The organism is Streptosporangium sp. NBC_01639, assembly GCF_045209755.1.
In the GTDB taxonomy this organism is placed as follows: domain Bacteria; phylum Actinomycetota; class Actinomycetes; order Streptosporangiales; family Streptosporangiaceae; genus Streptosporangium.
Window position 1 is genome coordinate 214,667 of sequence record NZ_CP109272.1, and the last position, 25,398, is coordinate 240,064.

The 25,398-nt window shown below is 69.5% G+C and carries 21 protein-coding genes and 3 pseudogenes; 10 read left to right on the forward strand and 14 right to left on the reverse strand.

What is annotated here, in order from left to right; all coding sequences use genetic code 11:
- Positions 1–44: 44 nt before the first annotated feature.
- The 5 genes from OHA77_RS01035 to OHA77_RS01055 form a co-directional block, all read right to left on the reverse strand.
- Positions 45–1,046 carry an Acg family FMN-binding oxidoreductase gene (locus OHA77_RS01035; RefSeq protein WP_406315400.1) on the reverse strand — a complete coding sequence of 334 codons (1,002 nt, stop codon included), beginning with the start codon at positions 1,044–1,046 and terminating at the stop codon, positions 45–47.
- A gap of 13 nt (positions 1,047–1,059) precedes the next feature.
- A complete protein-coding gene (locus tag OHA77_RS01040; protein WP_326822547.1) occupies positions 1,060–1,725 on the reverse strand; it encodes a CBS domain-containing protein in 666 nt (221 codons plus the stop codon).
- A 64-nt stretch (positions 1,726–1,789) separates the two neighbouring features.
- Positions 1,790–2,269, reverse strand: coding sequence for a CBS domain-containing protein (locus tag OHA77_RS01045; protein ID WP_326822546.1), 480 nt, complete (start codon positions 2,267–2,269; stop codon positions 1,790–1,792).
- Positions 2,269–3,135 carry a universal stress protein gene (locus OHA77_RS01050; protein ID WP_326822545.1) on the reverse strand — a complete coding sequence of 289 codons (867 nt, stop codon included), beginning with the start codon at positions 3,133–3,135 and terminating at the stop codon, positions 2,269–2,271. The genes OHA77_RS01045 and OHA77_RS01050 overlap by 1 nt, the downstream gene beginning before the upstream one ends.
- 142 nt (positions 3,136–3,277) lie before the next feature.
- A complete protein-coding gene (locus tag OHA77_RS01055) occupies positions 3,278–4,132 on the reverse strand; it encodes a universal stress protein (protein ID WP_406315403.1) in 855 nt (284 codons plus the stop codon).
- 286 nt (positions 4,133–4,418) lie between these two features.
- Between OHA77_RS01055 and OHA77_RS01060 the strand changes: the two genes are divergently transcribed.
- On the forward strand, positions 4,419–5,237 hold the full coding sequence (locus OHA77_RS01060) for an FAD/NAD(P)-binding protein (protein ID WP_406315404.1): 819 nt from the start codon (positions 4,419–4,421) through the stop codon (positions 5,235–5,237).
- A gap of 115 nt (positions 5,238–5,352) precedes the next feature.
- Here OHA77_RS01060 and OHA77_RS01065 read toward each other — a convergent pair whose 3' ends face one another.
- Both OHA77_RS01065 and OHA77_RS01070 read right to left on the reverse strand, forming a co-directional pair.
- A complete protein-coding gene (locus tag OHA77_RS01065; RefSeq protein ID WP_406315406.1) occupies positions 5,353–6,234 on the reverse strand; it encodes a universal stress protein in 882 nt (293 codons plus the stop codon).
- A gap of 220 nt (positions 6,235–6,454) precedes the next feature.
- The gene (locus OHA77_RS01070; RefSeq protein WP_326822541.1) at positions 6,455–7,303 is read right to left on the reverse strand and encodes a universal stress protein; all 849 of its coding nucleotides are present in this window, start codon (positions 7,301–7,303) and stop codon (positions 6,455–6,457) included.
- 164 nt (positions 7,304–7,467) lie between these two features.
- Between OHA77_RS01070 and OHA77_RS01075 the strand changes: the two genes are divergently transcribed.
- Together OHA77_RS01075 and OHA77_RS01080 are read left to right on the forward strand one after the other, a co-directional pair.
- Positions 7,468–8,547 carry a phosphotransferase family protein gene (locus OHA77_RS01075; protein WP_406315408.1) on the forward strand — a complete coding sequence of 360 codons (1,080 nt, stop codon included), beginning with the start codon at positions 7,468–7,470 and terminating at the stop codon, positions 8,545–8,547.
- 26 nt (positions 8,548–8,573) lie between these two features.
- The gene (locus OHA77_RS01080; protein ID WP_406315410.1) at positions 8,574–9,434 is read left to right on the forward strand and encodes a phosphotransferase; all 861 of its coding nucleotides are present in this window, start codon (positions 8,574–8,576) and stop codon (positions 9,432–9,434) included.
- On the opposite strand, the gene OHA77_RS01085 is transcribed toward OHA77_RS01080, so the two are convergent.
- On the reverse strand, positions 9,431–9,607 hold the full coding sequence (locus OHA77_RS01085) for a hypothetical protein (RefSeq protein WP_406319967.1): 177 nt from the start codon (positions 9,605–9,607) through the stop codon (positions 9,431–9,433). The genes OHA77_RS01080 and OHA77_RS01085 overlap by 4 nt on opposite strands.
- 436 nt (positions 9,608–10,043) lie before the next feature.
- Between OHA77_RS01085 and OHA77_RS01090 the strand changes: the two are divergent.
- Both OHA77_RS01090 and OHA77_RS01095 read left to right on the forward strand, forming a co-directional pair.
- Positions 10,044–10,220 (forward strand): annotated as a pseudogene (locus OHA77_RS01090) (hypothetical protein); the annotation flags it as partial.
- A 72-nt stretch (positions 10,221–10,292) separates the two neighbouring features.
- Positions 10,293–10,493, forward strand: a pseudogene (locus OHA77_RS01095) (transposase); the annotation flags it as partial.
- A gap of 257 nt (positions 10,494–10,750) precedes the next feature.
- Here OHA77_RS01095 and OHA77_RS01100 read toward each other — a convergent pair.
- The 3 genes from OHA77_RS01100 to OHA77_RS01110 all read right to left on the reverse strand — a co-directional run bounded on the left by OHA77_RS01100 (position 10,751) and on the right by OHA77_RS01110 (position 15,054).
- The gene (locus tag OHA77_RS01100; protein ID WP_406315412.1) at positions 10,751–11,986 is read right to left on the reverse strand and encodes an IS701 family transposase; all 1,236 of its coding nucleotides are present in this window, start codon (positions 11,984–11,986) and stop codon (positions 10,751–10,753) included.
- Positions 11,987–12,045: 59 nt separating this feature from the next.
- The gene (locus OHA77_RS01105) at positions 12,046–13,137 is read right to left on the reverse strand and encodes an IS630 family transposase (protein WP_406313722.1); all 1,092 of its coding nucleotides are present in this window, start codon (positions 13,135–13,137) and stop codon (positions 12,046–12,048) included.
- Positions 13,138–13,203: 66 nt separating this feature from the next.
- Positions 13,204–15,054 carry a protein kinase domain-containing protein gene (locus OHA77_RS01110; protein WP_406315414.1) on the reverse strand — a complete coding sequence of 617 codons (1,851 nt, stop codon included), beginning with the start codon at positions 15,052–15,054 and terminating at the stop codon, positions 13,204–13,206.
- Positions 15,055–15,167: 113 nt separating this feature from the next.
- Between OHA77_RS01110 and OHA77_RS01115 the strand changes: the two are divergent.
- Both OHA77_RS01115 and OHA77_RS01120 read left to right on the forward strand, forming a co-directional pair.
- Positions 15,168–15,358: pseudogene (locus OHA77_RS01115) on the forward strand (transposase); the annotation flags it as partial.
- 94 nt (positions 15,359–15,452) lie between these two features.
- Positions 15,453–15,773: a hypothetical protein gene (locus OHA77_RS01120; protein ID WP_406315416.1), complete on the forward strand. Its 321-nt coding sequence runs from the start codon at positions 15,453–15,455 to the stop codon at positions 15,771–15,773.
- Positions 15,774–16,141: 368 nt separating this feature from the next.
- Here the strand turns inward: OHA77_RS01120 and OHA77_RS01125 are convergent, their stop codons facing one another.
- Both OHA77_RS01125 and ftsH read right to left on the reverse strand, forming a co-directional pair.
- The gene (locus OHA77_RS01125) at positions 16,142–17,554 is read right to left on the reverse strand and encodes a phosphoribosyltransferase family protein (protein ID WP_406315417.1); all 1,413 of its coding nucleotides are present in this window, start codon (positions 17,552–17,554) and stop codon (positions 16,142–16,144) included.
- Positions 17,555–17,660: 106 nt separating this feature from the next.
- Positions 17,661–19,598 carry an ATP-dependent zinc metalloprotease FtsH gene (gene ftsH, locus OHA77_RS01130; RefSeq protein WP_406315419.1) on the reverse strand — a complete coding sequence of 646 codons (1,938 nt, stop codon included), beginning with the start codon at positions 19,596–19,598 and terminating at the stop codon, positions 17,661–17,663.
- Positions 19,599–20,044: 446 nt separating this feature from the next.
- Between ftsH and OHA77_RS01135 the strand changes: the two genes are divergently transcribed.
- Entirely contained in the window at positions 20,045–21,778 is a 1,734-nt protein-coding gene (locus tag OHA77_RS01135; RefSeq protein WP_406315421.1) for an NAD-dependent malic enzyme, read from the forward strand.
- Between the two features lie 191 nt (positions 21,779–21,969).
- On the forward strand, positions 21,970–22,611 hold the full coding sequence (locus OHA77_RS01140) for a response regulator (protein ID WP_406315423.1): 642 nt from the start codon (positions 21,970–21,972) through the stop codon (positions 22,609–22,611).
- A gap of 13 nt (positions 22,612–22,624) precedes the next feature.
- Here the strand turns inward: OHA77_RS01140 and OHA77_RS01145 are convergent, their stop codons facing one another.
- A complete protein-coding gene (locus tag OHA77_RS01145) occupies positions 22,625–24,352 on the reverse strand; it encodes a GAF domain-containing protein (protein ID WP_406315425.1) in 1,728 nt (575 codons plus the stop codon).
- Between the two features lie 310 nt (positions 24,353–24,662).
- On the opposite strand from OHA77_RS01145, the gene OHA77_RS01150 reads away from it, so the two are divergent.
- Positions 24,663–25,364, forward strand: coding sequence for a CBS domain-containing protein (locus OHA77_RS01150; RefSeq protein WP_406315426.1), 702 nt, complete (start codon positions 24,663–24,665; stop codon positions 25,362–25,364).
- The last annotated feature ends 34 nt before the right edge of the window (positions 25,365–25,398 follow it).

The window sequence follows — 25,398 nt, forward strand, 5'->3', positions numbered from 1 at the left end:
GGTGTCTCCCTCACCGCGCCGGACGGTATGCCGGAACCCCCGGGTCAGTGGGGCCGGCGTTCCTCCAGCACCTCGGTGACCGGCCGGCGGACGCCCTCGCTCTCGTCGACGGCGAACCCCAGGCGCATGACCATCTGGGGGTATTCGCCCGACAGGAGTTCCTGCCTCATGAACTCCCGCAGGTGGAACATCTCCAGTGCCTGGGTGTGGAAGGCCGCGCTCACGTCGTAGGCGGAGGCGTGCAGCAGGACACGTTGCAGCGCCTGACCGGCCGCGATCCAGTCCTCGGGTGCATCCCCCGGCGTGGTCAGTACCGTCACGGTCCCGGGGGAGGTGGACACGGACTGGTCGGCGTCGCTGCCCCACGGGCGGCCGTGGGCGTAGTCGCGCTGGGCGAAATCCGGCTGGGTCGGCTCGGATTCGCGGGGATAACCCTGCGCCGGGACCCCCTCCCGGTGTGTGCTTCCCGGCGGCTGTGCCCAGCGGATCATCTCCAGGGTGAACAGCCGGTCCTGGGACTGCACGTCCTGGGCCGCGCAGGTCAGCCCGGCGATCACCCGGACGGCGGCCTCGGACCGGATCGGTGTCAGCCGGGCTCCCTCGGTAGCCGCCTGGGCGGCGAGAGTCTCGACAAGACGGTCCGGCACCGGCAACGCGGTGAATCCGGCACGGTGGGTGCGGCGCCGTTCGATCTCGGCGTGCAGCAGCCGGATGTGCTCGTCGGGTGCCAGCGGCGCTCCTGGCCGCACCGTCGCGAGCAGGGCGGGGCGGTCGGGGTCCGGTAGCACGCGCACCTGCGTCTCACAGCCGAGCACGCGCAGCGCGAGCCGTACGTTCATCAGGGCGGCACCACAGCTGATCGACAGCTCCCGGCCCGTGGCGTCGCCGAGCCGCAGCTTCCTGGCGCTGTCGGCCCGTAGTGCGATCTCGTCGCCGTCGATGACGAAGGACCAGGGCTGGGTGTTGTGCACCGACGGCGCCCATACGGCGGCCTGCACCGCCCGGTGCAGTACCGAAGCGATCTCCTCGGCTGTGCGGGTGTTCATCACATCTCCTCCGTCACAGGTAGAGGGGTGGAATGCGGGCCAGGTCGTCGGACTCGTAGACCAGGCCGTCCTCGACGTCGAGGACGCCTTCGATCCCGCGGACGGCGGCGACGAGCTGTGAACCCTGCGAGTGGCGGTCGACCCGGCCCGTCAGCGTGACCACACCGGCCTCGTTGCCGACGACCAGCTTTTCCCGGTTGATACGGAGCCGGTCACAGACCTCGGCGACCTCGCGATCGATCTCCGCGGCCGGCCGGACGAAGACCTTGAGCAGGTCGCTCCGCTGGACGCATCCGATGACTCGCCCGGTGTCCGCGTCGATCACGGGCAGTTGCCTGATCCGGCTGAGGTGCATCAGTCGCGCCGCGTCCCGGACGGGGGTGTCCTCCGTGACGGTGACCACCGAGACGGTCATGATCTCCCCGGCCGTGGCGCCCATCGCCTTCCGGTGTTCCTCGCGGTTCCGGTGGCCGCCGAAGACGCCGCCCAGGTGCTCGCGGGAGTCGAACTCCCTCAGCAGCAGGTCGTCCTCCGAGACCATGCCGACGGGACGGCCGTCGGCGTCGATGACGGTGACCGCGCCGACCTCGAACAGCCGCATGGCGTCGACGACCTCGGTGAACGACGCCTCCGGCCGCACCGCGACCGCCCTCGCTCCCATGACGTCCTTGACCTTCATGGCTGACCTCCTCGTTACGAGAATCCCGGAACGGCACCCGCGGCGGCAGCGGCGAAGGTCCCCGTCATTCCCACCCTGCCCGGGGCAGGACCGGCGTCAGGCGGAACATCCCGGTCATCACCTCGGGGGGCTCCTGCCGCTCGGCGACCCGGCCGGCCACGGCCTGGAGCACGTCGGTGGCGGTCACCATCCCCACCAGCCTGTTCTTCTCACCCAGGACCGGGATCGCGTCGACGCCGGCGTCGATCATGGTGGCCGCGGCCTCCGTCAAGCGGGTGTCGAGTGTGATGTGCGGACAGCGGTGATCGGCCAGTAACGCATGGACGCGCACACGTGACTGCTCGATCGGGCCGCCGGACCAGTGGGCGGTGAGGTCCTCCCGGGTGAGCACACCCAGCAGGCGGCCGTGGTCCTCGATGACCGGCAGGTGATGGATGCCCGCCCGGCACATGATCTCCCAGGCCATGAGCGGAGACTCGTCAGGGGCGACGGCGACGAGCGTCCTGCTCATCACCTGCCCCACCGTGAGGTTCTGTACGTCCATCACGCCTCACCCCGGGCGCGCACCACCGCGACGGGACAGTGGGCGTGGTGCAGGACCCCGTGACTCACCGAGCCGAGTACGGCCGCGCCGAGCCGGCCCAGCCCCCGCGTGCCGACGACCACCAGGTCCGCGGTGACCGACGCCTCGCAGACGACGGCGACGGGGTGCCCGCAGACCACCGTCTCCTCGACCTCGATCTGCGGATACTTCCCTCGCCAGGGAGTGAGCGTGTCCGCCGCGACGCGCTGCTCGGTCTCGATGATCTCCTCGATCAGCAACGGGTAGGCGGTGGCGCCCTGCCCCAGGATGGGCATCTGCCAGGTGTGGATCGCGTGCAGCCGGGCGCCGCGCCGGGTGGCCTCCTCGAAGGCGTACTCCAGGGCCGCCGCCGAGTGGGCCGATCCGTCGAAGCCGACGACGACCTCGTCGTACGTCCGTTCCTGTGATCCTCTGACGACCACGAGCGGTACGGTCACGTGCCCGGTCAGCGCGAGGGAGACCGAGCCGAGCAGCAACCCGGTGAACCCGCCCAGTCCCCGGTTGCCCACCACGACCTCTTCTGCGTCCTCGGCCTCCCGCTGGAGGACCTCGACGATCCGGCCCCTTTCGAGCACGGTGTCCACCTCGACTCCCGGCGCGCGTTCACGTACCAGTTCGATCGCGGTGTCGAGCACGCCCTGGCAGTAGTCGGTCATGGAGTCACGGAAACCGGGAGGGGTCTGCAGCGGGATATCGTAGCCCCACGGCTCGCACACGTGGACGATCCGCAGGGCTCGTCCCCGCCGTGCCGCGTCGGCGGCGGCCCATGCGACCGCGGCCCGCGAGGAAGGTGAGTCGTCCGCGCCCACCACTACATGCGCTGTCATGTCGTCCTCCTCAGGTCCTTGCTTCCATCCGACCGTCTCCCGGTGTTTTTCGCAGCGGCCGAAAGACCTGGTCGTCAGGGACTTCCGGCCCTGGCTGCGGCGCCCTCCGGAACCTGCCCGGAGGTGAGCCTCCCCTCGCCTGTCAGGCCTCGGGCGGGTGCGGCACCACCGCGACCGGGCAGTGGGCATGGAGCAGCACGCCACGGCTCACCGAGCCGAGTATGGCCGCGCCGAAGCCGCCGAGCCCCCGTGATCCCACCACCACCAGGTCGGCCTGGGCCGAGGCGTCGCGGAGGGCGGACACCGGATGGGCCTGGACCGTTGTCTCGACCGTCTCCACCTGCGGCCGACGTTCCAGCCACGCCTTCAGCGTCTTTCGCACCGCGCTCTCATCGGAGCCGAAGACGTCGCCGGGAGGGGCGGCACGGCCGACCGCGTACGGCACCTGCCAGGCGTGGACGATCCGGAGACGTGCTCCGCGGCGGACGGCCTCCGCGAAGGCGTACTCCAGCGCGGCGTGGGACGACTCCGACCCGTCGAACCCGGTGGCGACCTCCGCGTGGACGGTGTCCTGCGCACCGCGCACGACGACCAGCGGGCAGGCCGTATGACCGGCCAGTCCCATTCCCACCGAACCGACCAGCATGCCGGTGAAACCGCCCAGCCCCCGGCTGCCGACGACGACCTGGACCGCCCGCTCGGACTCCTGGAGCAGCGTCTCGATGATCCGGCCGGAGATGAGCGTGGTGGTCACCTCCAGGCCGGGTGCCCGGGTCCGGGCGAAGCCGGCCGCGGCGGCGAGTATCTCCTCGCAGGACCGTGACACGCCTTCGGGGGCTTCGGGCACCTGCAGGTAGGGCACGTCGTAGGCCCACGCCTCGCACACATGGACGACGCGCAGGGCGCGGTGCCGGCGGACAGCGTCCTCCGCCGCCCACTTCACCGCGGTGGCCGCCGGTTTCGAACCGTCCGTACCTACCAGAACATGCCCGGCCATGTCCCCTCCTCCGCCTCGCGGTCCTGTCATCTCCATCGCACACTTCCTGCCGGCATCCCACAGCGGCCGAACGTCCCTCGCCCGCGGGACCTCCGCCCCTTCTCTCCCGACGGCCCCCTGAGGACCTTCGGCCCCGCCCGTACTCCGCGCCATGACGCCCGGATAAATCGGTATTTCACCCACTCCTGGTACGACTGCCGTGAAAACCCGGCACGCCCCCGGCGTGGCCGGCGAGTTCAGGTGGAAGGAAGACACCATCGCCTCCGTATTTCACCCAGGAGCTGGGATGCATCCGATGACGCCGGCGCCCTACCGGGTGTGCTCGCGCCGGCCGGATCTGGCCGACACGGTGACCCTGACGCTCAGACCGGTCGAGGGCCCCTGCCCGCCGTTCCTGCCCGGCCAGTTCACGATGCTGCACGCCCCCGGCGTCGGGGAGATACCGATCTCGATCAGCGGCCGTGCCCGGTCCGGCGGGTACGCGCAGACGATCCGCGCGGTGGGCGCGGTCAGCGGAGCGCTGTGCCGCATGCGGCCCGGGGACGTCGTGGGGGTCCGCGGGCCGTACGGCACGGCCTGGGACGTGCCGGCGGCGGCGGGACTGGACGTGGTCGTGGCCGCCGACGGGCTCGGCCTGGCACCGCTGCGGCCGGTCGTCCGCGAACTGGCCGCCCACGGCTCCCGGTACGGGCGCATCAGCGTGATCGTCGGCACCCGCTCACCCGCGACCCTGGTCTATCCGGGTGAGCTGGTCCGCTGGCGGGACCTGCACGGCATCGACGTCAAGATCACTGTCGATCATCCCGACCGCTCCTGGAGGGGGCAGGTGGGGCCGGTCGCCCAGCTGGTCGACCGGATCGTCTTCGAGCCCCACCGTACTTTCGCCTTCGTCTGCGGCCCCGGGGTCATGATGCGCGTGACCGCCGCCGAACTGGTACGGCGGGGCGTCCCCGCCGGGCAGGTGGCGCTGTCGGTGGAGCGGACCATGAAGTGCGGTGCCGGCCGGTGCGGTCACCACCGGCTCGACCCGCTGTCGGCCTGCCTCGAAGGCCCCGTGCTGAGCTACGAGCGGGCCGCCGGACTGCTGGCGGTGATGGAGCCGTGACGGTCCCCCGCCGTGGCTCTGTCACCGTCATCGGATCGACCCCGGACCGCACACGCCCGGCGGCCACCCGGCTCCGGACAAGGTCTACCGGCCCCCGATCCCGCCGCGCCGCCCATCAAAGGTCGTGGAGCTCGTCCGAGGCGGACGGAACGACGGCGACGGGGCAGGACGAGTGCCTGACCAGAGAACGGATGATCGCTCCGGAGCGGCCGGTGCGATGTGCCGTCCGGCCCGAGCCGACGACGATGACGGTGGCTCCGATGGAGGCGGCCCGCAGAGTCTCTTTCGGAGCGTTCGTGGTGAAACGTACATCGACCGGGACACCCGCGTATTTCTCCTGCCACGGCGCCAGGCGTTCGGTCAGCCATTCCTGGCAGGCCCGAGTCGAGTCGTCGAGGTCGGGCAGGTGGGTCATCGCGACGCCCCATGTCAGGGAGCGCGGATGACCGGCGTGCAGCACGCGCAGGCGCAGGCGCCGCAGGGCGGCCTCGTGGAAGGCGAAGTCCAGCACCTGGTCGGCCGTGGTGTCCCTGACCCCCAGGGCGACCGGTCCCGGATGCGGCGACACCGGGATCGGACCCGCTCCGCGCACGACGACCGCCGGGCAGCACGCGACGGCCACGACGGAGGCCGTGACGGAGCCGACCACGGACCGGGCCGCCGCACCCAGGCCGCGGGAGCCGACCACGACGAGTTCGGCGTCGGCCGACAGTTCGGCGAGCCGCTGTACGGCGGAGCCCTCATAGAGGTCGGCCGCCACGTCGGTGATCGCGCTGCACGCGCGGGCGCAGTTGGCGCCGTGGTAGAGCACATGCTCGGCCGCCTTGCGCAGATGGAGCTTGGCCTCGTCGTCCGCCTCGCCGTACGGCCACCGCCAGGCGTGGGTGACGGTCAGCGGCAGCCCTCTGAACTCGGCCTCGTCCATCGCCCATGCCAAGGCCTGCATGGAGAAGTCCGAACCGTCGTAACCGACGACGATCCTGTGCGGCTCTGTCATGGCCATCCCCCCTGTTTCCATGGTTGGCCACACCAGGCTGAGGCAGCAGGGCGGAACGTCCCTGTTCCCGGGTGACTTCCGACCTTTCACGCGCCCGAGACCCCACGGCCACCGGAGAGGCTCCGACGTCAGCCCGTCGTTCCCCGCTGGCATCGGCCGTCGTCCCGGCCCCTGGAAGCCGTGGCGATTCCGCTGCCGGTCAGCCGTTTTCCGGCGGCGGTCACCTGACGACCGCGACAGGGCAGTGAGCGTGGTGGAGCACCCCATGGCTGACCGATCCCAGAACGACCGATCTGACGGCACCCCGGCCGCGCGACCCCACGACGAGCAGCGCGGCCCATGGTGAGGCGTCCACGAGAGCCGACACCGGGTGGGCGTACGTCACATCCGGGACGACCTCGACCCCGGGGAACTTCCCCTCCCAGGCGGCCAGCTGGCCGGCGGTCGTCTGCTGCTGCGCCTGCCGTACGTCGTCGATGCCGTAGACGACCTCCGGCGCGAAGGCGTGGACAGGCACCTGCCAGGCATGAACGGCACGCAGGGCGCACCCGCGCAGCCGGGCCTGTTCGAAGGCGAAGCCCAGAGCGGGCTCGGATTCGGAGGAGCCGTCGATGCCGACGACGATCTCACCGGACGGTGTGCCCTCCTCCCCTCCGACGACCACCACGGCGCCGGGCACATGACCCGCGACGTGGAGGACCGCCGACCCCAGCAGGGCACCGGTGAACCCCCCGAGACCACGGCTGCCGATCACGAGCTCGGCATCCGCTCCGGCCTGTTTGCGCAGCGCTTTGACGGGTTCTTCCTCGATCAGCGCGGTCGTCACCCGCACGTCCGGCTGCCGTCGCACGGCGGCTTCGGCCGCTTCGGCGAGCACCTGTTCGCCGGCGCGCATCATGAGATCGACCCGGTAGGGCGGGGGGAAGGGGGTGATGCCGTGCGGCCGGCGGTCGACGATGTGGACGATGTGCAACGGCAGCCCTCGCCGGTCGGCGTCGTCGACCGCCCACTGCACGGCCGCCGCGGCGGCGGCCGAGCCGTCCGTCCCGGCGACGATCGATTCGGTCATGGTTCCTCCCGCTGTCCATCGGACCGCAGCACGGGCGGCTTCCCCAGGGGCGATCGTCCCGAGATGGACAGGACCTTCGCCCTTTCCCCGGCGGCTCGGGCCGCCCTCACGGCGCCCGGTCCCCCACGCGGAGCAGGCTCCGGCCGACGGCTATGATCACGCGGGTGGACAGCCCTCACCTCCCCGACGAGATCGCCCAGGTGTTTCAGGGCACGCGTGACGGCTGGCGGGCCGAGCCGCTGACGCACAACACCGCCAACGCGGTCACCCGGGGCATCTGGCGCGTGGTCAGCGGCGACCGGTCGGCGGTGCTGAAGGTTCTCAGCCGGGGAGACGCCGCTCACCAGGAGTGGCGGGCGTCGGAGGAGCCGCGCCACTGGAACTACTGGCGGCGTGAGGCCCACGTCTACGCCGACGCTCTCAGCGAGGCCTGGAAGGGATCGGGCATCGTCGCCCCCCGGCTGCTGGCGGTCATCGAACGGGACGACGGCGATATCGCCCTGTGGACCGAGGACGTCCGGGGAGAGCCCGCGGGCACCTGGTCCGTCCGCAGGCACGAGTTGCTGGGCCACCAGCTCGGCCTCGCGCAGGGGCGGGCGGGCCGGATCGACAGGCCCTGGCTGACCAGCTCGTTCATCCGTGACTACACCGGTTCTAAGACCATGGTCGGCGAGCTTCTCGATGACGACGCCGCCTGGAGTCATCCCCTGGTGCGAGAGAACTTCCCGCCACGGCTGAGGGACGAGATGACCCGGCTCTACCGCGACCGCGAGTGGTTCCTGAAGACCCTGGAGTCGCTGCCCCGGGTCTTCAGCCACCTGGATCTGTGGCCCAACAACGTCATGGCCCGCGGCGACGAGAGCGTCCTGGTGGACTGGGCGTTCGCCGGGGACGGTGCGATCGGCGAGGACATCGGCAACCACATCCCCGACAGTGTCTTCGACCTGTTCCTCGACGCCGCGACGCTGCCGGAGCTGGATCACGCCGTCTACGGCGCCTACCTCCGCGGGCTCCGGGAGGCCGGCTGGTCGGGAGACGAGCGGCTGGTCCGGCTGGGGGTGTGCGCCTCGGCCGTCAAATACGACTGGCTCGTCCCGCTGATGCTCCGCAACGCCGGCGCAGAGCAGGTGGACTACGGCGGCGGGCGGACGGTGTCGGCGACCCGCCGTTACCGGGAGCGGGGCGCAGCGATGATGTTCCTCGCCGGATGGGCCGACGAGGCCCGCAGACTCGGTGGCTTCTAAGGCGTGTTCCGAGTTCGGATCTCTAGATGGATTTCAAAGAAAATATGACCGGTAGCCCCACACCCGCCGCCCCGACCACCAACGAACTACTGGAGATCGCCGACGCACTTCTCCCCGGCCACTCCCTGGACAACGCCCGGGTCACGGAGGGCAATCTTCACCACGTCGTCCTCCTCCCAGGAACAGCAGCCGTACGGGTGAGCAAGCGTCCGTCGTCGGCGCAGGAGATGCCGCGCCGCATGGAGGCGCAGCGGGAGATCTCCCAGGCCGGGCTGCCCTTCGCGGTGCCGGAGCCGCTCACGCCCGTGACTCGGTTCGGGGAGCGTACGGCGGTCGCCGTCTCCTGGATTGACGGTGAGGCACAGCCTGAGGGTCAGGGCGACCCCGACCAGATCGGGAAACTGCTGCGCGCCGTGCGAGAGGTCACCGTCACTCCACGCCTGAGGCAACTGCTCAACGCCCCGAGAGAAAAGGGCTGGGCCGAAGTCCTGGCCGAGGAGGTCGTTCCGCGCCTGCCGGACAGATGGCGGGACGAGTGCCGCACGCGTCTGGAAGCAGCGCGGGACCTGGAAGCCGTACCGGATGCACTGGTTCACGGCGATCTGTGCGGCGCCAACGTGCACTGGAGCCGGGACGGCCAACTGATCGGCGTCCTGGACTGGGACCAGGCACATCTGTTCGACCCCGCCATCGACGCGGCCCTGATGGCCTGGCACGGCTGGGACACCATCAGGAAGGCAGTGGACCCCGAGACCTACCGACGCGCCCGCATCTACGACGCCCCATTCGACGTCGGACATCTCGTCGGAGTCCTTGACGGCCGTCCGCTGGCGAACGTCGAGGAGTATGTGCGCAGCATCGTCGCCTGGCTTGAGAAGAACGCCTAGACGGCCGAGCCGGGAGCCTGCCACAGGGTGCGCTCGATCCGCTCCGCGCCCTCATCGCCGCGCGGCCGCGACGGGCACGACCAGTCGCCGCGCGATGGCCGCATCGCCACAGGCTCCCACCCTGCCGCGCGCAACGACGTGCTGCTCTCGTCTTTTCGCGTGTAAGTGATCATCCGCTGACAGCCGAGAGCTTTCCCGGCCCGCCACGCTGCGCCGTACAGGCGCTGCACGTATCCCTGGTGCCGTCCCCAGGACGGCACCGCGCAGACGGATCCGCAACCTCAATGAGCTGAACCTCGAACAGACCCTAAGCGAGTCTTCCGAGATGCGATCATGGATTGGCTTCCTCCCCACGGCTGAAGCCGGGGTATCCACGCTCAAGGAGATTCGATGAAGTCGGCTCTCTCGCCGTCATGGTGTCGTCGCGCTGCCGCCGTCCAGCGGGAAACGGGTGAGAGCGAGCTGGCAGCCACGCCTATCCTCGACTGGGGGCATCCCCGGATCCTGGAGTTGGCGACCGAAGCCCAGCGTGGAAACCCCGGGACGGATCGGGATCTTCTCATCGCGGCCCACCGGCTCATCGCCGCACGGGTGCGTCCGGTGTATGCGATGAACGACACGCAGTCGGCCTCCAGGACACTTCTCCTGGCGCGTGGATCATGCAGTCAGCGGCTGGCGGTTCTGGAAGCGGTGGGTCGGGCCTGCGGGATCGCCAGCCGGGTCAGAGGATTGCTGGTGGACGGGCGCTTCTGGCACCCGCGCTTTCCCCGGCTGCGAGCGTTGATCCCGCATCAGGTGGTGCTCGCCTGGCCGGAGTTCATGCTCGACGGTCAGTGGGTGACCGTCTCCGAACTGTACGGTGCTGACCTGGTCATCCTGGCCAAGATCCGCTGGCGGATCGAGCACGACTACCGCGAATTGAAGACCGCCTTGGGCCTGGACCACTTCGAGGGCCGTTCGTGGGCGGGCTGGCATCGCCATGTCACCTTGGTCGGCGCCGCGCACCTGCTCCGTACCGAGCTGCGCCTGAGCCACCCAAAAGCAGCAGGGGCGGCCTGACCCTCTACACAATCCCAAAGAGCTGCAGATCACGCTGGCGATCTGGTCCGGCCGTTGCCCAACCTGCCAACAACGACCACCCGACACCTAACAAAGCACTACTAGGAGGGCTTGGTTAGGTGGGGACGGGCTGGGCATGTCGGGGTAACGCTCGGCGGCAGGTGGGGCAGGATCCGGCCCAGCAGCCCAGCAGCCCAGCAGGCCAGCAGGCCAGCAGGCCAGCAGGAGCTGCAGCTCGGTGATGACCTGGTAGGTGCTCAAGCCACAGCTAGGACTTTTGGGTCGAGCCGTTGCAGGGTGCAAAAGGCGTGTGCGACCGAGACCAACGTGACGTGGTGGTGCCAGCCACTCCAGGTACGGCCCTCGAAGTGATCCAGGCCCAGCCCGGTCTTCAGCTCACGGTAGTCGTGCTCGATGCGCCAGCGGATCTTCGCCATTCTCACCAGGCGCCGCAGCGGGATATCGCCGGGCAGGGTGGACAGCCAGTACTTGGTCGGCTCGCTCTCGCCTGGCGGCCATTCGGCCAGCAGCCAGCACACCGGCAATTCCCCGCCCGCATACGCGCGGCGGATCCGTACCCCCGCCGGCCGTACCCGCAGCGCGGCGAACCGCGAACGCAACGGCCCCTTGGACCCCATCCGCCAGCGCACCGTGTGCAGCGCGCGCCGCCCGCCCTCTGCCACCAGCTGCCGGGCGCTGATCCGCCGCTGCCGGTAGCGGGGCACCGGCCGCCGCCCGGTCCCCGCATACGGCGCGACGCTGCGGCAGGCCCCGGCCTCCAGCAGCGCGGTATCGGAACGCACCCCCACCACATAGCCGATGCCGCGCTCGGTCAGGCCCAGGCGAAAGGCCCCGTCTTGGCCATAGCCCTCATCGGCGACCACCAGCGGTGCCTGCAGCCCCCAACTGCCCAGCTCGTCGATCATGTCCAGCGCCAGCTGCCACTTGGGCACATGACCGACGTCGGCGGGGATCCGGGCCCGGCGCCGGCGTGCCGCCACCGCGGCCGGATCCTCCGTGCGCGGCGCGGCCGCATCCCACTGCTCAGGCACGAACAACCGCCAGTTCACCGGGCAGGACGCGGCATCGGTGACCAGATGCACGCTCGGCGCGACCTGGCAGTTCGCGGTCTTACCCAGCGCCCCGCAATACTGCGCGGCCACCCCCGGCGACTCCTGGCCGTCCTTGACAAAGGACACATCATCGACCACCCAGGCGGCCGGGCCGATCGCCGCGTCCATCCGCCAGGCCAGCTCAGCCAAAACCAGCTGATGCGACCAGGGAGCATCGGTGAGGAACTGCTGCAGCCCTTGGCGGTCCACGCCCAGCCGGCCCGCCATCGGCTCCATCGATTTACGCGCCCCGTCGGTCAGCAGGCCACGCACATACCGCTCGCCCCACCGCCGCTGATCAGCACGGGCGAAACCGGAGAACATCTCAGCGGCAAACGTCTCCAGCCGCACCCGCACGGCCTCGAGTTCCAGAGGGGTCATCTTCCCTCACCCCCACAGCAGGTGACATACCGTCTCCTACCCGAGGCAACAAAGTCCTACTAGTGTCCTGCGCCGGAAATTCGTCGGCAATATCGGGCGAGTGATTCGAGGATCTCTTCGGTGGTCTTGGTCCAGATGAACGGCCGGGGATGGGTGTTCCAGTCGGCGATCCAGGCGCGGATGTCTTTCTCCAGAGCCTGCACGCTCTGGTGAACACCGCGCCGGATCATCTGGTCGGTCAGGAAGCCGAACCAGCGCTCGACCTGATTGATCCAGGAGGATCCGGTCGGGGTGAAGTGCAGGTGAAAGCGCGGGCGGCGGGCCAGCCACGCCCTGATCGCGGGGGTCTTGTGGATGCCGTAGTTGTCGCAGATCAGGTGGATGTCCAACTCGGCCGGGACCGTCTTGTCGATCGTGGTCAGGAACTTCTTGAATTCGGCGGCCCGGTGCCGGCGGTGCAGTTCGCCGATGACCGTGCCGTCTTCGATGTTGAACGCGGCGAACAAGCTGGTGATGCCGCTGCGGGCGTAGTCATGGGTGCGGCGCTCGGGCGTGCCGGGCATCATCGGCAGCACCGGTTGCGAACGGTCCAGGGCCTGGATCTGGCTCTTTTCATCCACGCACAGCACTACCGCTCGCTCGGGCGGGTTGTGGTAGAGGCCGACGACGTCGACGACCTTCTCCACGAACAGCGGATCGGTCGACAGCTTGAAGGTGTCGCAGAGATGTGGTTTGAGGCCGAAGTCGCGCCAGATCCGTCCGATCGTCGACTTCGACAACCCGCTGCGCTCGGCCATCGAGGTCCGCGACCAGTGCGTGGCGCTTTGAGGCGTCTGCTCCAGCGTCGCCACCACGACCTGTTCCACCTGATCCAGCGTGATGGAGGGTGGCCGGCCCGGGCGCTGTTCGTCCACCAGCCCCTGCAATCGCAGTGTGATGAACCGGTTGCGCCATTTGGACACCGTGTCCCGATGCACCCGCAGATCCCGGGCGATCTCCTTGTTGTCTCTGCCGTCCGCACACGCCAGCACGATCTTGGAGCGCATCGCCAGCATCTGTGAGGACTTCGCCCGCCGCGCCCAGCGCTCCAGCGTCGCCCGCTCGGTGTCGGTCAGCGTCACTTCGGCCTTCGGTCGTCCCGTCCGCGCCATGACAGCATTTTAGACTTAGCCGACAAATTTCCGGCGCGGGACACTAGGACATAAGCCGCAATCTACTCAAATAAAACGCACTCTGAAGTCTCGGAATTCGGCGAGGACATCGAACCCGGCCAGACCGACCCGGCCCAGACCTTCTGGGTCGACTCCGGGCACCTCACGCTGGTGCACCTGTTGGCCGTCCACGTAGAAGGTATAGGTCGAGCCCTTCCTGGTCACCTTGAACGTGTGGAAGTCATCGGGGTCGAAGCCGAACGGCCATGGGATGCGCTCCCAGCTGAACACACCCTTCTCCATCACCAGGACGGTGAGCCGGCCGCCTGCGGTGAGCGGTTCGACGTAGTAGCCGATGTCGTTACCCGGCTCCGTGTTGGAGAACAGCAAGCCGTACTTCGGGGTCTTGTCCCGGCGGCCGTAGTCGAGCAGGCGCGCGCGGACCGAAAGCGTGAAGCTGGTGCTCATCGGCCGCTTCGTCCACATCAGGAACCCCCAGCCGGGGCCTGTGGGTCCTTCGGGGTATTGGGTCAACTTGGCGCTGCGTGGGCCGGTGATGTCCCACGCTGACACGTCACCCTTCGTATCCCAGCGTGCAGACACTGCAGGGCGTCGGGTGAGGGTTGTCGTCGGGGTGGGGGTTGGAGTGGTGGCCGACGAAGGGGTCGGGCTTGTGCTCGGGGTGGCCTTCCGGGCGGAGGTCGGCGGGGTCGTGCCGGTTGGTGTGGCAGGCGTTGGCGTGGCAGGAGCCGGCGAAGCTGATGCTGGCAGGCCGAGCGTGGTGGTGGCCGCTGGGTCTGCGACTGCGGGCGGGCTGGTTAAGGGCGCGGGCCACAGGATGTAGGCCGCCGCACTCACCGTCACCGTCACCGCCACCCCCGCCGCCACCACAGGCCGTCCCCATTTGGAGGTACGGCGGGCAGCATGGTCTCGTCTAGGCGCCGCCGGTGTGGTGCCACGGCGAGAAACCCCGGGTTTGCCGTGATGCTCGCCAGGGCCGCTGTCCCTGTGAGGTTCACTGGGCACGCTGTCCCGGCGAGCCTCAGCAGGTCCGTTGTCCCTGTGAGAGTTGTTGCCAGGCACGCTGTCCCGGGGAGGCGTCACGGGTGCGGCGGCTGGGGAGCCATCCATCAGCGCGTGCCAGGCCGTCTGGGCGTCAGGGCGCAGCGCGGGATCCTTCTGAAAACACGCCGTCAGCACGTCATGCAGCGGCTCACCGATGGCCCGAAGGTCAGGCTCGATGTTGAGCACCCGATGCATGACCGCAGGGATGGAGTCGAGGCCGAAGGCGGGCGAACCGGTGGCGGCATAGACCATCGTCCCGGCCCACGAGAACAGATCCGAGGCGGGCCCGATCTGCTCGGCTTGAATCTGCTCGGGCGACATGTAGCCGGGCGAGCCCACCACACTGCTGGCGGTAACGGAGGAGGCGTCCAGCGCCCTGGCGATGCCGAAGTCGATCACCCTGGGCCCGTCAGCGGCCAGCAACACGTTGGAAGGCTTGAAATCGCGGTGCACGATGCCCGCCCGGTGGATGGAGATCAGCGCGGTCATGGTCGCCACCGCGAGCCGTACCAGATCGTCGCCGGTCAAGGGGCCACGCGTGCGTACGGCCTGCTGGAGGGAGACGCCCTCGACCAGTTCGGAGACGATGTACGGCACGGCGCCCGCGAATCCGACGTCGAGCACGCGTGCCGTACAGAACTGGGCCACCCGGCGGGCCAGCTCGACCTCACGCTGGAAGCGCTGTACGGCGGCGGTGTCACCGGCGAAGCGGGCGTGCAGGACCTTGGCCGCGATGGCGGTGCCGTCGGGTGCCCGCCCGGCGAAGACGGCGCCCTGGCCGCCCTCACCGAGGAAACCGAGAAGCATGTAGGGGCCCAGCGCTGTCGGATCCCCCTGGCGCAGTGGCTGCATGAAGGGGATCTTAGAGTGCGGTTCGCGAGCCTATGGCCGTGATATTGTAGTTTGACCGTATGGATTTGTAGCGTTACCGTCGGTTGGCGGTGCGGTCGTGCTGTGATGGCTGAGTGGCTGAGCGTAAGCCGTACCCGAGCGACATATCCGACGCCCGCTGGGCATTGATCGAGCCTACCTTGACCGCCTGGCGGCAATCCCGACTCGACCGCCGCCCCACGGCCAGCCCGCTACGGTCGAGTTACGGGACGTCTTCAACGCGATCCTGTACATCAACCGCACAGGAATCGCCTGGAAATATCTTGCACCGCTTCATAACTCATTGCGTGGTGCTTGATCTGCGGCTTTGACCTCCAGAGGCCGAGCAGGCAAGATCGCGGTCTGCGTCGGTTCCTCTGTTGTATCTGACCTTGATTCGTGTGTTCGGTTGGCTGGTGTTGCTGGGCCGTGGTCAGGCGTCCAAGGACGTCGAGATCATGGTGCTCCGCCATGAGGTGGCGGTGTTGAAGCGTCAGGTCGTCCGGCCGAAGCCGGACTGGGCCGACCGGACGGCCTATCAAGCCCGCAATCTCCTCATGAACCTCGGGCAGAGGTCCAGCTCGTTCCGGTTCCTCATTGGCGACCGGGATGCCAAATTCACCGCCGCCTTCGATGAGATCTTCGCCGGCGAAGGTGCCACGGTGATGAAGACGCCGCCGCGGACGCACCGAACCAATTGAGGGAATTCCATCCTGAAATGCTAGGTCACGTCCCTTGCCTGAGTTCGTTTGGTGGTGTTCGGGCAGATCACCGCGTCTGATCATGGTGTGTGATCGTCTGTCACCGGGTGATTTCGCTGTGGGTCAGCACCAGCAGCGCGCGCAGCAGCAGCATGGTGGCGTGAGCGGCGTCCATGCGGAGCTTGGTGAGGATGCGCCAGTTCTTCAGGTCGGCGAAGGCATGCCCGACGGGGGCGCGTTCGCTGCTGATGACGGACGATCACTTGTCATGATTCCTGGGTGCCACCAGCCCGAGTACGTTCAACGACGATCACACCACACCTCTGACCTGCGGATTCAGGTTGAACCGAGCTCACTGAAGCGGGCGCTCAGCTCATGGGCGGCCCGAAGTGGGCGGTGAACCAGTCGCGTGCGAGGGCCGCGGCGGTCTCAAGTGTTCCGCGCTCCTCGAACAGGTGAGTGGCACCGGGGACGACCTGCAGCAGGTTCTCGCAGCGCAACCGCCGCTGCGCGGCCCTGTTGAGGTCGAGGACCGCCTCGTCGTCGCCTCCCACGATCAGCAGGGTGGCCGCCCGCACCGCGTCGAGCCGCGGGCCGGCCAGGTCGGGCCGCCCGCCCCGGGAGACGACGGCAGCGATCTCGTTGCCCGGTTCCGCCGCCGCCCGGAGCGCGGCCGCAGCACCGGTGCTGGCTCCGAAGTAACCGACCGGCAGACCCGCCGCCTGAGGCTGATCACGCAGCCAGCCGGTCACCCGGACGAGCCTTTCGGCCAGCAACCCGATGTCGAAGACGTTGCGCCGGTCGGCCTCCTCCTCCGCGGTGAGCAGGTCGAACAGCAGAGTTCCCAGACCCGCGCGGTTGAGCGTGGCGGCCACGTAGCGGTTACGCGGGCTGTTTCGGCCGCTGCCGCTGCCGTGCACGAACACGACCACTCCCCCGGCCTCATCCGGGATCACGAGCCGTCCGGGCAGCCGAACCTCTCCGGCCTCCACCAGGACCTCGCCGGTGAAACCCGGCGGGGCCGCTCCCATCATCTTCTCCTCGTGCCCGGTCGCGGGAGGCGCAACCCGGGCGAGCAGTTCGACCACCTCCTCGTCGGTGGTCTGGGCGAAGTCGGCGTACCAGGCGCCGATCGCGTAGAAGTCCTCGGGGGTCCGCAGGCAGACCACCTCGTCGGCGACCTTGCGCAGACTCGCGACCGTCTCCTGCGCCCCCACGGGGACCGCCAGCACCACCCGTGAGGCACCACGCGCACGGGCGATCTGGCAGGCGGCGCGGGCCGTCCCGCCGGTGGCGATCCCGTCGTCCACCACGATCACCGTCCGGCCGGTCAGGTCCGCCAGGGGGCGGTCTCCTCGGAAGCGGCGCGCGCGGCGCAGGAGTTCGGCCCGCTCGCGCTCCTCCACCTCGGTCATCTCCGCCTCGGTGAGATTCGCGAGCCGCACCACCTCACGGTTGACGAGACGGACTCCGCCCTCCCCGATGGCTCCGAACCCCACCTCCGGCTGGAACGGCACCCCGAGCTTGCGGACCACGATCACGTCCAGTGGGGCGCCCAGGGCCGCGGCGACCTCGAACGCCACCGGTACGCCCCCTCGGGGAAGCCCCAGCACCATCACGTTCTCGGTGCCGAGGAGCCCACGCAACCGTTCGGCCAGGCGCACGCCCGCATCACGACGGTCAGTGAACACCGCGTCCACCTCCTTTCGGACGCTCTCCGCGCTGCCGCTCGCCGGTTGTGCGACCAGAGCGGCGAGCGGATCGCATCCGTCGGTCCTCATCAATCCTCGGCCAGGGGAACACACCGGCACCAGGGCTGAAGGTCCCGGTTCGGGCTCCCGCCTGCGGAAACCGATCGCCCCGGCCGGCGGCGCGGGGAGCCGGCCGTCAGGCGGTGGCGGCGTCCAGGCTGGGGAACGCCGAGCGCTCGTCTCGCAGCACGCCGCCGACGACGTCGCCGTCGACGGTCTCGCGCTCGGTCAGGATCGCGGCGAGCCGGTCGAGCGCGCGGCGGTGACTGTGCAGCAGGTCGACCGCGCGTTTCTCGGCCGTGCCGAGCAGACGGGCGATCTCCTCGTCGATGATCTGCTGGGTCCGTTCGGAGTACGGCTTGAGCCGCGGGTCCTCGCCGTCCTCGCCGAGATACTGGGGCCCGGCGGAGGAGTAGCCGACCGGGCCGAGCGCGGGTGACAGGCCGAAGTCGCGCACCATGCGGGTGGCGATCTGCGTGGCGGCCGCGAGGTCGTTCGCGGCACCGGTGGAGCCCTCATTGAAGACGACCAGTTCCGCCGCCCGGCCGCCGAGCCGTACGGCCAGCAGGTCTGCCAGGTAGCTCTCGCTGTAGAGGTGCCTTTCGGCCTCGGGTAGCTGCTCGGTGACGCCGAGCGTGGGACCGGCGGGCAGGATGGTCACCTTCGCGACCGGGTCTGCGTGCTCGCACAGCGTGGCGAGCAGCGCGTGCCCGGACTCGTGCACGGCCACCGCGTGGCGCTCCTGCGGAAGCAGGGCGTTGGACGTCTCACGGCGGCCGAGCAGCACCCGGTCACGCGCCGCGTCGAGATCGTCGGCGTTGATGGTCGTACGGCCGGCTCTGACCGCGTTGATGGCGGCCTCGTTGACCAGGTTGGCCAGGTCGGCGCCGGAGAAACCCGGGGTGGCACGGGCGACCCTGCCGAGGTCGACGCTCGGGCCCAGATGCTTTCCGGCGGCGTGAACGGCCAGGATCGCCGCGCGCTCAGCCTGGTTGGGCAGCGGCACGGTGACCTGCCGGTCGAAGCGGCCGGGGCGCAGCAGGGCCGTGTCGAGCGTTTCGGGCCGGTTCGTCGCGGCCAGCACGACGATCCCACTGCTCTGGTCGAAGCCGTCCATCTCGGCCAGCAACTGGTTGAGCGTCTGCTCCCTTTCGTCGTTGCCACCGGCGACGGTCCTGCCACGCCGTCCTCCGATGGCGTCGATCTCGTCGATGAAGACGATCGAGGGGGCACGTTTGCGGGCCTCGTCGAACAGGTCGCGGACCCGGGAGGCCCCCACTCCCACGAACATCTCCACGAACCCGGAGCCGGTGACCGACAGGAACGGCACGGCCGCCTCTCCGGCCACCGCCCGGGCCAGGAGCGTCTTTCCGGTCCCCGGCGGACCGACCATGATCACTCCGCGGGGCGGTTTCGCACCCGCCGCCGCATATCGGCCGGGGTCGCGCAGGAAGTCCACCACCTCGTCGATCTCTTGCTTGACGCCCTCGTAACCGGCGACGTCGCCGAACCGGGTGGTCGGCCGCTCCGCCTCGATGATCTTCGCGCCGGATCGGCCGAAGCCGCCGATCCCGCCGAGGCCGCCGGCCATGGAGTGCTGCGCCTGCCGCCCCATCCACAGGAACAGGCCGATGAGCAGCATCATCGGCAGGAAGCCGAGGAGGATCGACAGCAGCGAACCGTCCGCCCGGGTCGCCTTGATCTGGACGTGGTGGGACTGGAGCTGGAACTCCAGCGTGCCGACGTTGAGTGCGGTGGGAATCTGCGTGGTGAACGTCGTGCCGTTGTCCAGGCTGCCGGACACCGCACCCTGGTCGTCGATCGTCACCGTCTTCACCTGCCCGGCTCCCACCCGGGCCACGAAGTCGCTGTAGGAGTACGAGCGGACCTCCGATCCGGTGAGCATGAGGGGCACGAGCAGCCACAGTGTGACGATCAGCGTTCCTATCGGCAGCAGCCAGCGGCGCCAGTCGGGAGATCGCGGAGCCTCCGGAGGAGGTGGGGGCTCGTCCGGTGGTCCCGGCTTGGCCGTACCTGTCGCATGCCGACCGCTCAGCCGAGCCCAGGTGATCATCAACCGGCCTCCCTGTCGGTTCCCCTATCTCACCTGCCAGTTTCCAGCTTTTTGACCAGAGTGCGGCAGGGCCGAAAGTCCCGAAGAACACCGTGGCTCCTCCGCTCCCCGAAAGCAGGCGGCTCCTCGCCGAGCCGCTTGCGCGGTCTGGCGGAGGGCAAGCCCTGCCCCAAGGACACGGGATGCGCGGGAACGCACCCTCTTCATCGGCCCGGCGGGCGCGGGACGGCCGGGAGCCAGGAGGAGGAGAGCGAAGTTTTCCACCGTCTTGAGGTCGGCGGCGGCGCCACGGGGAAGTGTCAGAAGGGGAAAATCGGCCTCTGCGTACCCGAGGAAACAGCCCGTCCGGTTCGTCGGCTTTCCTCTGAGAACCACAGGAGTCGGCTTTCCTCTGAGGACCACAGGAGTCGGCTTTCCTCTGAGGACCACAGGAGATGGGAATACCGATGTCCACTGGCAGGAACGGAGGATCGAAGGGCGCACGCCGGGGCTTCGCCGAGAACGCCGACGGCGGCTATGTCACCGCAAGACGCGGGATGGAGATACTGAGCAACCCGTTGCTGAACAAGGGCACGGCGTTCAGCCAGGAGGAGCGGGCGCAACTGGGCCTGGAGGGACTGGTCCCTCCGGCGGTCGAGACGCTGGAGGGGCAGGCGCGTCGCGCGTACGCGCAGTATCTGACGCAACCGACCGATCTACTCAAGAACGTCTACCTGTCGGCGCTGCAGGACCGTAACGAGGTGCTCTTCTACCGGCTCCTCACCGATCACCTGCGGGAGATGCTGCCGATCGTGTACGACCCGACCGTTGCGCAGGCGATCAGGACCTACAGCCACGAATACCGCCGCCCGCGGGGCGTCTACCTGTCCGTCGACGACGTGGACGGCATCGAGCAGGCTCTCCGGAACCTCGGCATGGGGCCCGGCGACGTCGACCTGATCGTCGCCTCCGACGCCGAGGAGATCCTGGGCATCGGCGACTGGGGGGTGGGCGGCGGGGCCGGCATCACCGTCGGCAAGCTCGCCGTCTACACCGCCGCCGCCGGAATCGACCCCGCCCGGGTCATCCCCATCGCGCTGGACGTCGGCACCGACAACGAGGGGCTGCTCGACGACCCCCTCTACATCGGCAACCGGCATCGGCGGGTGCGGGGAAAGCGCTACGACGACTTCATCGACGCCTACGTCTCGGTGGCCACCTGCCTGTTCCCCGACGCGGTGCTGCACTGGGAGGACTTCGGCCCTGCCAATGCCCGGCGCATCCTGGAGAAGTACACCGGCCGGATCCCCACCTTCAACGACGACATGCAGGGCACCGGCGCGATCGTGCTCGCGGCGACGCTGGGTGCCGCCCGTGTCTCCGGCACGCCGATGCGCGACCAGCGGATCGTCATCTTCGGCGCCGGTACGGCGGGCATCGGGATCGCCGACCAGTTACGCGACGCGATGGTCCGCGACGGCCTGGACCACCAGACGGCCACACGCCGGATCTGGCCGGTCGACAAGCACGGCCTGCTGATCGACGACATGTCAGACCTGCGTGACTTCCAGGCTCCCTACGCCCGGCCGGCCGTCGAGGTCGCCGACTGGAGCGGGGAAGGAGACGACATCGGCCTCGGCGAGGTCGTCGAACACATCAAGCCGACCATGCTGCTCGGCACCTCCACCATGCACGGCGCCTTCACCGAGAAGATCACGCGCACCATGGCCTCCGGTGTCGACCGGCCGATCATCTTCCCGATCTCCAACCCGACCGAACGGATCGAGGCGATGCCGGCCGACCTGATCCGATGGACCGACGGCCGGGCTCTGATCTCCACCGGCATCCCGGTCCCGCCCGTCACCTGCAACGGCGTCGTCTACACCATCGCCCAGGCCAACAACGCCCTGCTGTACCCGGGGCTGGGACTGGGCGCGGTCGTGTCACGAGCACGGCGGATCAGCGACGGCATGCTCCAGGCCGCCGCCGAGGCGGTCGGCGGGATGGTGGACGTCTCGGCCCCGGGCGCGTCGCTGCTGCCCCAGGTGGACGACCTGAGAGAGGTCTCGGCCACGGTCGCGGTCGCGGTCGCGGAGCAGGCGGCCAAGGAGAACCTGGCCCGCACCGACCTGCACGACACCATCCGGCAGGTCCGGGACGCGATGTGGCGGCCCGAGTACCGGCCGATCCGGGGGGCATGACGACGGCCGGTCGGCACCCGGAGCGCAGGGCGAGGCCCCGGCACCCGGGCCTGCCGGTCGGGCTGGAGGCCCCAGACATCCCCGCTGGGGGAGGCGGTCCGGGTACCGGCCGGCCGCCGCCGGGGTACGGGGTGGCACTGAGGACCTTGGTCCCTACCGACGACGCCGCCGGAAGGTTTAGCGTTCAGGACATGATTCGCGTGTTCCTGGTGGACGACCATGAAGTGGTACGGCGAGGCGTGGCCGCGCTGCTGGAGTCCGAGGGCGACATCGAGGTCGTCGGTGAGGCCGGGACCGCGGAGTCGGCGGTGTCCCGCATCCCCGCGCTGCGGCCGGACGTCGCGGTCCTCGACGTGCGGCTGCCCGACGGCAACGGGGTGGACGTCTGCCGCGAGGTCCGCTCAAGGGTGCCGGAGCTGGCCTGTCTGATGCTGACCTCCTTCGCCGACGACGACGCCCTGTTCAACGCGGTGATGGCGGGCGCGTCGGGTTACGTGCTCAAGCAGATCCACGGTTCGGACCTGGTCGGCGCCGTGCGGACGGTCGCGGCCGGCCAGTCGCTGCTGGACCCGCAGACCACCGGGACCATGCTGGCGCGGCTGCGTGAACAGGCCACCCGTAAGGATCCGCTGCAGGCGCTGTCGGAGCAGGAGCGCCACATCCTGGAGCTGATCGGCGAGGGGATGACGAACCGGCAGATCGGTGAGCGTCTCTACCTCGCCGAGAAGACCGTGAAGAACTACGTGTCGAACCTGCTGGCGAAGCTGAGCATGCAACGCCGCACCCAGGCGGCCGCGCTGGCGGCACGTCTGAAGGTCGGCCGGCCGGACTGAGGCGCCTCCGCCCCTACGGGGTGTTCCCCTCGGGGCCGCGCCAGCCGAGCGGGACGCTCCACACCAGCCGGGTACCGCCTTCCGCCGGAGAGTCGATCTCGAAGAAGCCGCCGAGCCGCTCGGCCCGCTCCTGCAGGTTGCGGAGCCCGCTGCGCCTGCTCTCCTCGGACAGTCCCACTCCGTTGTCCCGCACGACGAGGGTGAGCCGGTCGCCGTCGACCTCCACCGACACGTCGGCCTTGGAGGCTCTGGCGTGGCGCACGACGTTGGACAGCGCCTCACGGAGAACGGCCGGCAACTGTTTCGCGACCCCCTCCGGCACCCTGCTGTCGATCTGACCCTCCATGGTCAGGCCGGGCAGGAAGCCCAGATGCCCCCGCGCACCCTCCACCAGGCCGACCAACTGCGCGCGCAGGCCGGTGTCGCCGCCCTCATGGGGGAGTTGCAGGGCGAATATGGTCGAGCGGATCTGCCGGATGGTGCCGTCCAGTTCGTCGATCGCGTACTGCAGCCGGGAGGAGGCCTCCGGCTTGTCGACGAGCCGTACGGTGCTCATCAACGTCATGGCGATGGCGAACAGCCGCTGGATCACCACGTCGTGCAGGTCCTTGGCGATGCGGTCGCGGTCTTCCAGCAGCCCCAGCCGCTCGGCGTCCATTCGGGACTCGGCCAGTTCCAGGGCGATCGCCGCCTGCCCGGCGAAGGAGTGCAGCATGCCCAGCTCGGCGTGGCTGAACGGGATACGGCCGGAGCGCTTGCCCAGCGACAGCACGCCGCGCACGGTTCCCGCCGTGCCGATCGGCACGGCGGCGGCGGGGCCGGGCGACGCCTGGCCGGCCATCACGGCCGAGATCTCCTCTCCGGCCGGATCGGTGACCATGAGCGGCTCACCGCTGGTGAACGCCCGGCCGGCCAGGGAGTCGGCGAAGGGCGCCTCGACATGGGCCACCTGGTCGCCGACCGGACCATCGGTGATGATCACTTGAAGCATCTGCCCGGTCTCGTCCGGCAGCAGGACCGCCACGACGTCGGCTCCGGCCATCTCCCGTGCCCGCCGCGCTATCAGCATGAGCACCTCCCGCGGCTCCGCCCCGGACAGCAGGCTGGTGGTGACCTCCGAGGACGCCTGCAGCCATATCTCCCGCCGCCGGCTCTCCTCGTACAACCGGGCGTTCTCGATGGCCACCCCGGCCGCGGTGGCCAGGGCCGTGACGATCGCCTCGTCCTCCTCGTCGAACTCCCCTCCCCCGCGTTTCTCGGTGAGGTAGAGGTTGCCGAACACCTCGTCGCGCACCCGGATCGGCACGCCCAGGAAGGAGCCCATCGGCGGGTGCCCCGGGGGAAAGCCGTAGGACTCGGGGTGGTCGCAGATGTGACCCAGTCGCAGCGACTGCGGCTGCTTGATCAGCAGGCCCAGCAGGCCCAGCCCGTGCGGCCAGTGCTCGATCCGGGCGATCTCCTCCTCGGTCAGCCCCACCGGGATGAACTGGATGAGCGTGTTCTCGTCCCCGATCGCGCCCAACGCACCGTAGCTGGCGTCGACCAGCGCGATGGCGGTCTCCACGATCCGGCGCAGCACCGTCTCGAGATCCAGGTCGCTGCCCACGGAGACGACCGCGTTCAGCAGGGCGTGCACCCGGTCCCGGGTGGCCAGCACCGCCTCCAGCCGTACATGCAGCTCCGACAGCAGCTCATCCAGCCGCATGTGCGGGAGCAGTGCGCCCGGTTCGGTCTCCTCCATGTACCAAAGTCTCGCACCCGGCCGGGGTGGGCGACCACGGCAGTGCGGGGGTGGACACCGGTCCGGTACGGCCGGTGCGGGCAGCAGGGCCGTCCGGGTGAGCGGCCTGCCTGCGGCGCTGGTCGAAAGACCTCGGTATTGAGGACCTCCGGCCGCTGTCTCGGCGATCCCGGCGGCAGTGAGATGGAGGTGCGAAGAGCCCGGCAACGAGCAGGCGGGCCGGGGCGGCCGTCGCCGGACCCCGGGAGAGGGTCCGGCGAGGTGCGAGCCGGCCGGATCGGGTCCGCGGGTACGCCAAGGAGGTTCAGTGATGCGCGTGAAGGTCAAGGACGTCATGACCACAGAGGTGGCCTCGGTCAACGGCAGCACGCCGTTCAAGGACATCGCCGAGGTGCTCATCGCCCACGGCGTGAGCGCGGTCCCCGTCGTGGACGGCGAGGGACACGTCCTCGGGGTCGTCTCCGAGGCGGACCTGCTGCACAAGGAGGAGTTCCGGGAACGCTACTACCGGGAGGGATATCAGCCGCCGCTCCGTGCCCGGCTGCGCCACCGCCTGAGCTCCAAGAGCGGTAACGGCAGGGACAAGGCCCACGGTGACACCGCCGCGGAGCTGATGACCGCCCCCGCCGTCACGATCCAGCCGCACGCCTCGATCGTGACGGCAATGCGGATCATGGAGGAGCACGGGGTCAAGAGACTTGTCGTCGTGGACGGCGAGGAGATTCTCCAGGGCATCGTCAGCCGCACCGACCTGCTGAAGGTCTTCGTCCGCAGCGACGGCGACATCGCCGACGAGGTGCGTGAGGACATCCTTGAGCGCTCCCTGTGGGCGCTTCCCAATGAGGCCGCCGTCACGGTCACGTGCGGGATCGTCACGCTGACCGGCCGTATGCAACGGCGTGGGGACGCCCAGCTCGCGGCGCGGCTGACCCACCGGGTGAACGGGGTCGTCGACGTGGTCGACAAGCTGGAGTGGAACGTGGACGACTCTCCCGCCTGGAAAGGGCGGTGACGAGGGCGATGCGAGGATCGGGTGCCCGGACCGG

Excerpts from the sequence above, each read along its gene's own strand:
- OHA77_RS01080 (WP_406315410.1), top strand. The coding sequence starts at position 8,574 with ATGGATTTCAAAGAAAATATGACCGGTAGCCCCACACCCGCCGCCCCG.
- OHA77_RS01055 (WP_406315403.1), bottom strand. The coding sequence starts at position 4,132 with ATGGCCGGGCATGTTCTGGTAGGTACGGACGGTTCGAAACCGGCGGCC.
- OHA77_RS01140 (WP_406315423.1), top strand. The coding sequence starts at position 21,970 with ATGATTCGCGTGTTCCTGGTGGACGACCATGAAGTGGTACGGCGAGGC.
- OHA77_RS01125 (WP_406315417.1), bottom strand. The coding sequence starts at position 17,554 with ATGAGGACCGACGGATGCGATCCGCTCGCCGCTCTGGTCGCACAACCG.
- OHA77_RS01050 (WP_326822545.1), bottom strand. The coding sequence starts at position 3,135 with ATGACAGCGCATGTAGTGGTGGGCGCGGACGACTCACCTTCCTCGCGG.
- OHA77_RS01085 (WP_406319967.1), bottom strand. The coding sequence starts at position 9,607 with ATGATCACTTACACGCGAAAAGACGAGAGCAGCACGTCGTTGCGCGCG.
- OHA77_RS01150 (WP_406315426.1), top strand. The coding sequence starts at position 24,663 with ATGCGCGTGAAGGTCAAGGACGTCATGACCACAGAGGTGGCCTCGGTC.
- OHA77_RS01145 (WP_406315425.1), bottom strand. The coding sequence starts at position 24,352 with ATGGAGGAGACCGAACCGGGCGCACTGCTCCCGCACATGCGGCTGGAT.
- OHA77_RS01060 (WP_406315404.1), top strand. The coding sequence starts at position 4,419 with ATGCATCCGATGACGCCGGCGCCCTACCGGGTGTGCTCGCGCCGGCCG.
- ftsH (WP_406315419.1), bottom strand. The coding sequence starts at position 19,598 with ATGATCACCTGGGCTCGGCTGAGCGGTCGGCATGCGACAGGTACGGCC.
- OHA77_RS01040 (WP_326822547.1), bottom strand. The coding sequence starts at position 1,725 with ATGAAGGTCAAGGACGTCATGGGAGCGAGGGCGGTCGCGGTGCGGCCG.
- OHA77_RS01065 (WP_406315406.1), bottom strand. The coding sequence starts at position 6,234 with ATGACAGAGCCGCACAGGATCGTCGTCGGTTACGACGGTTCGGACTTC.
- OHA77_RS01100 (WP_406315412.1), bottom strand. The coding sequence starts at position 11,986 with ATGACCCCTCTGGAACTCGAGGCCGTGCGGGTGCGGCTGGAGACGTTT.
- OHA77_RS01105 (WP_406313722.1), bottom strand. The coding sequence starts at position 13,137 with ATGGCGCGGACGGGACGACCGAAGGCCGAAGTGACGCTGACCGACACC.
- OHA77_RS01070 (WP_326822541.1), bottom strand. The coding sequence starts at position 7,303 with ATGACCGAATCGATCGTCGCCGGGACGGACGGCTCGGCCGCCGCCGCG.
- OHA77_RS01135 (WP_406315421.1), top strand. The coding sequence starts at position 20,045 with ATGTCCACTGGCAGGAACGGAGGATCGAAGGGCGCACGCCGGGGCTTC.
- OHA77_RS01110 (WP_406315414.1), bottom strand. The coding sequence starts at position 15,054 with ATGCAGCCACTGCGCCAGGGGGATCCGACAGCGCTGGGCCCCTACATG.
- OHA77_RS01045 (WP_326822546.1), bottom strand. The coding sequence starts at position 2,269 with ATGGACGTACAGAACCTCACGGTGGGGCAGGTGATGAGCAGGACGCTC.
- OHA77_RS01035 (WP_406315400.1), bottom strand. The coding sequence starts at position 1,046 with ATGAACACCCGCACAGCCGAGGAGATCGCTTCGGTACTGCACCGGGCG.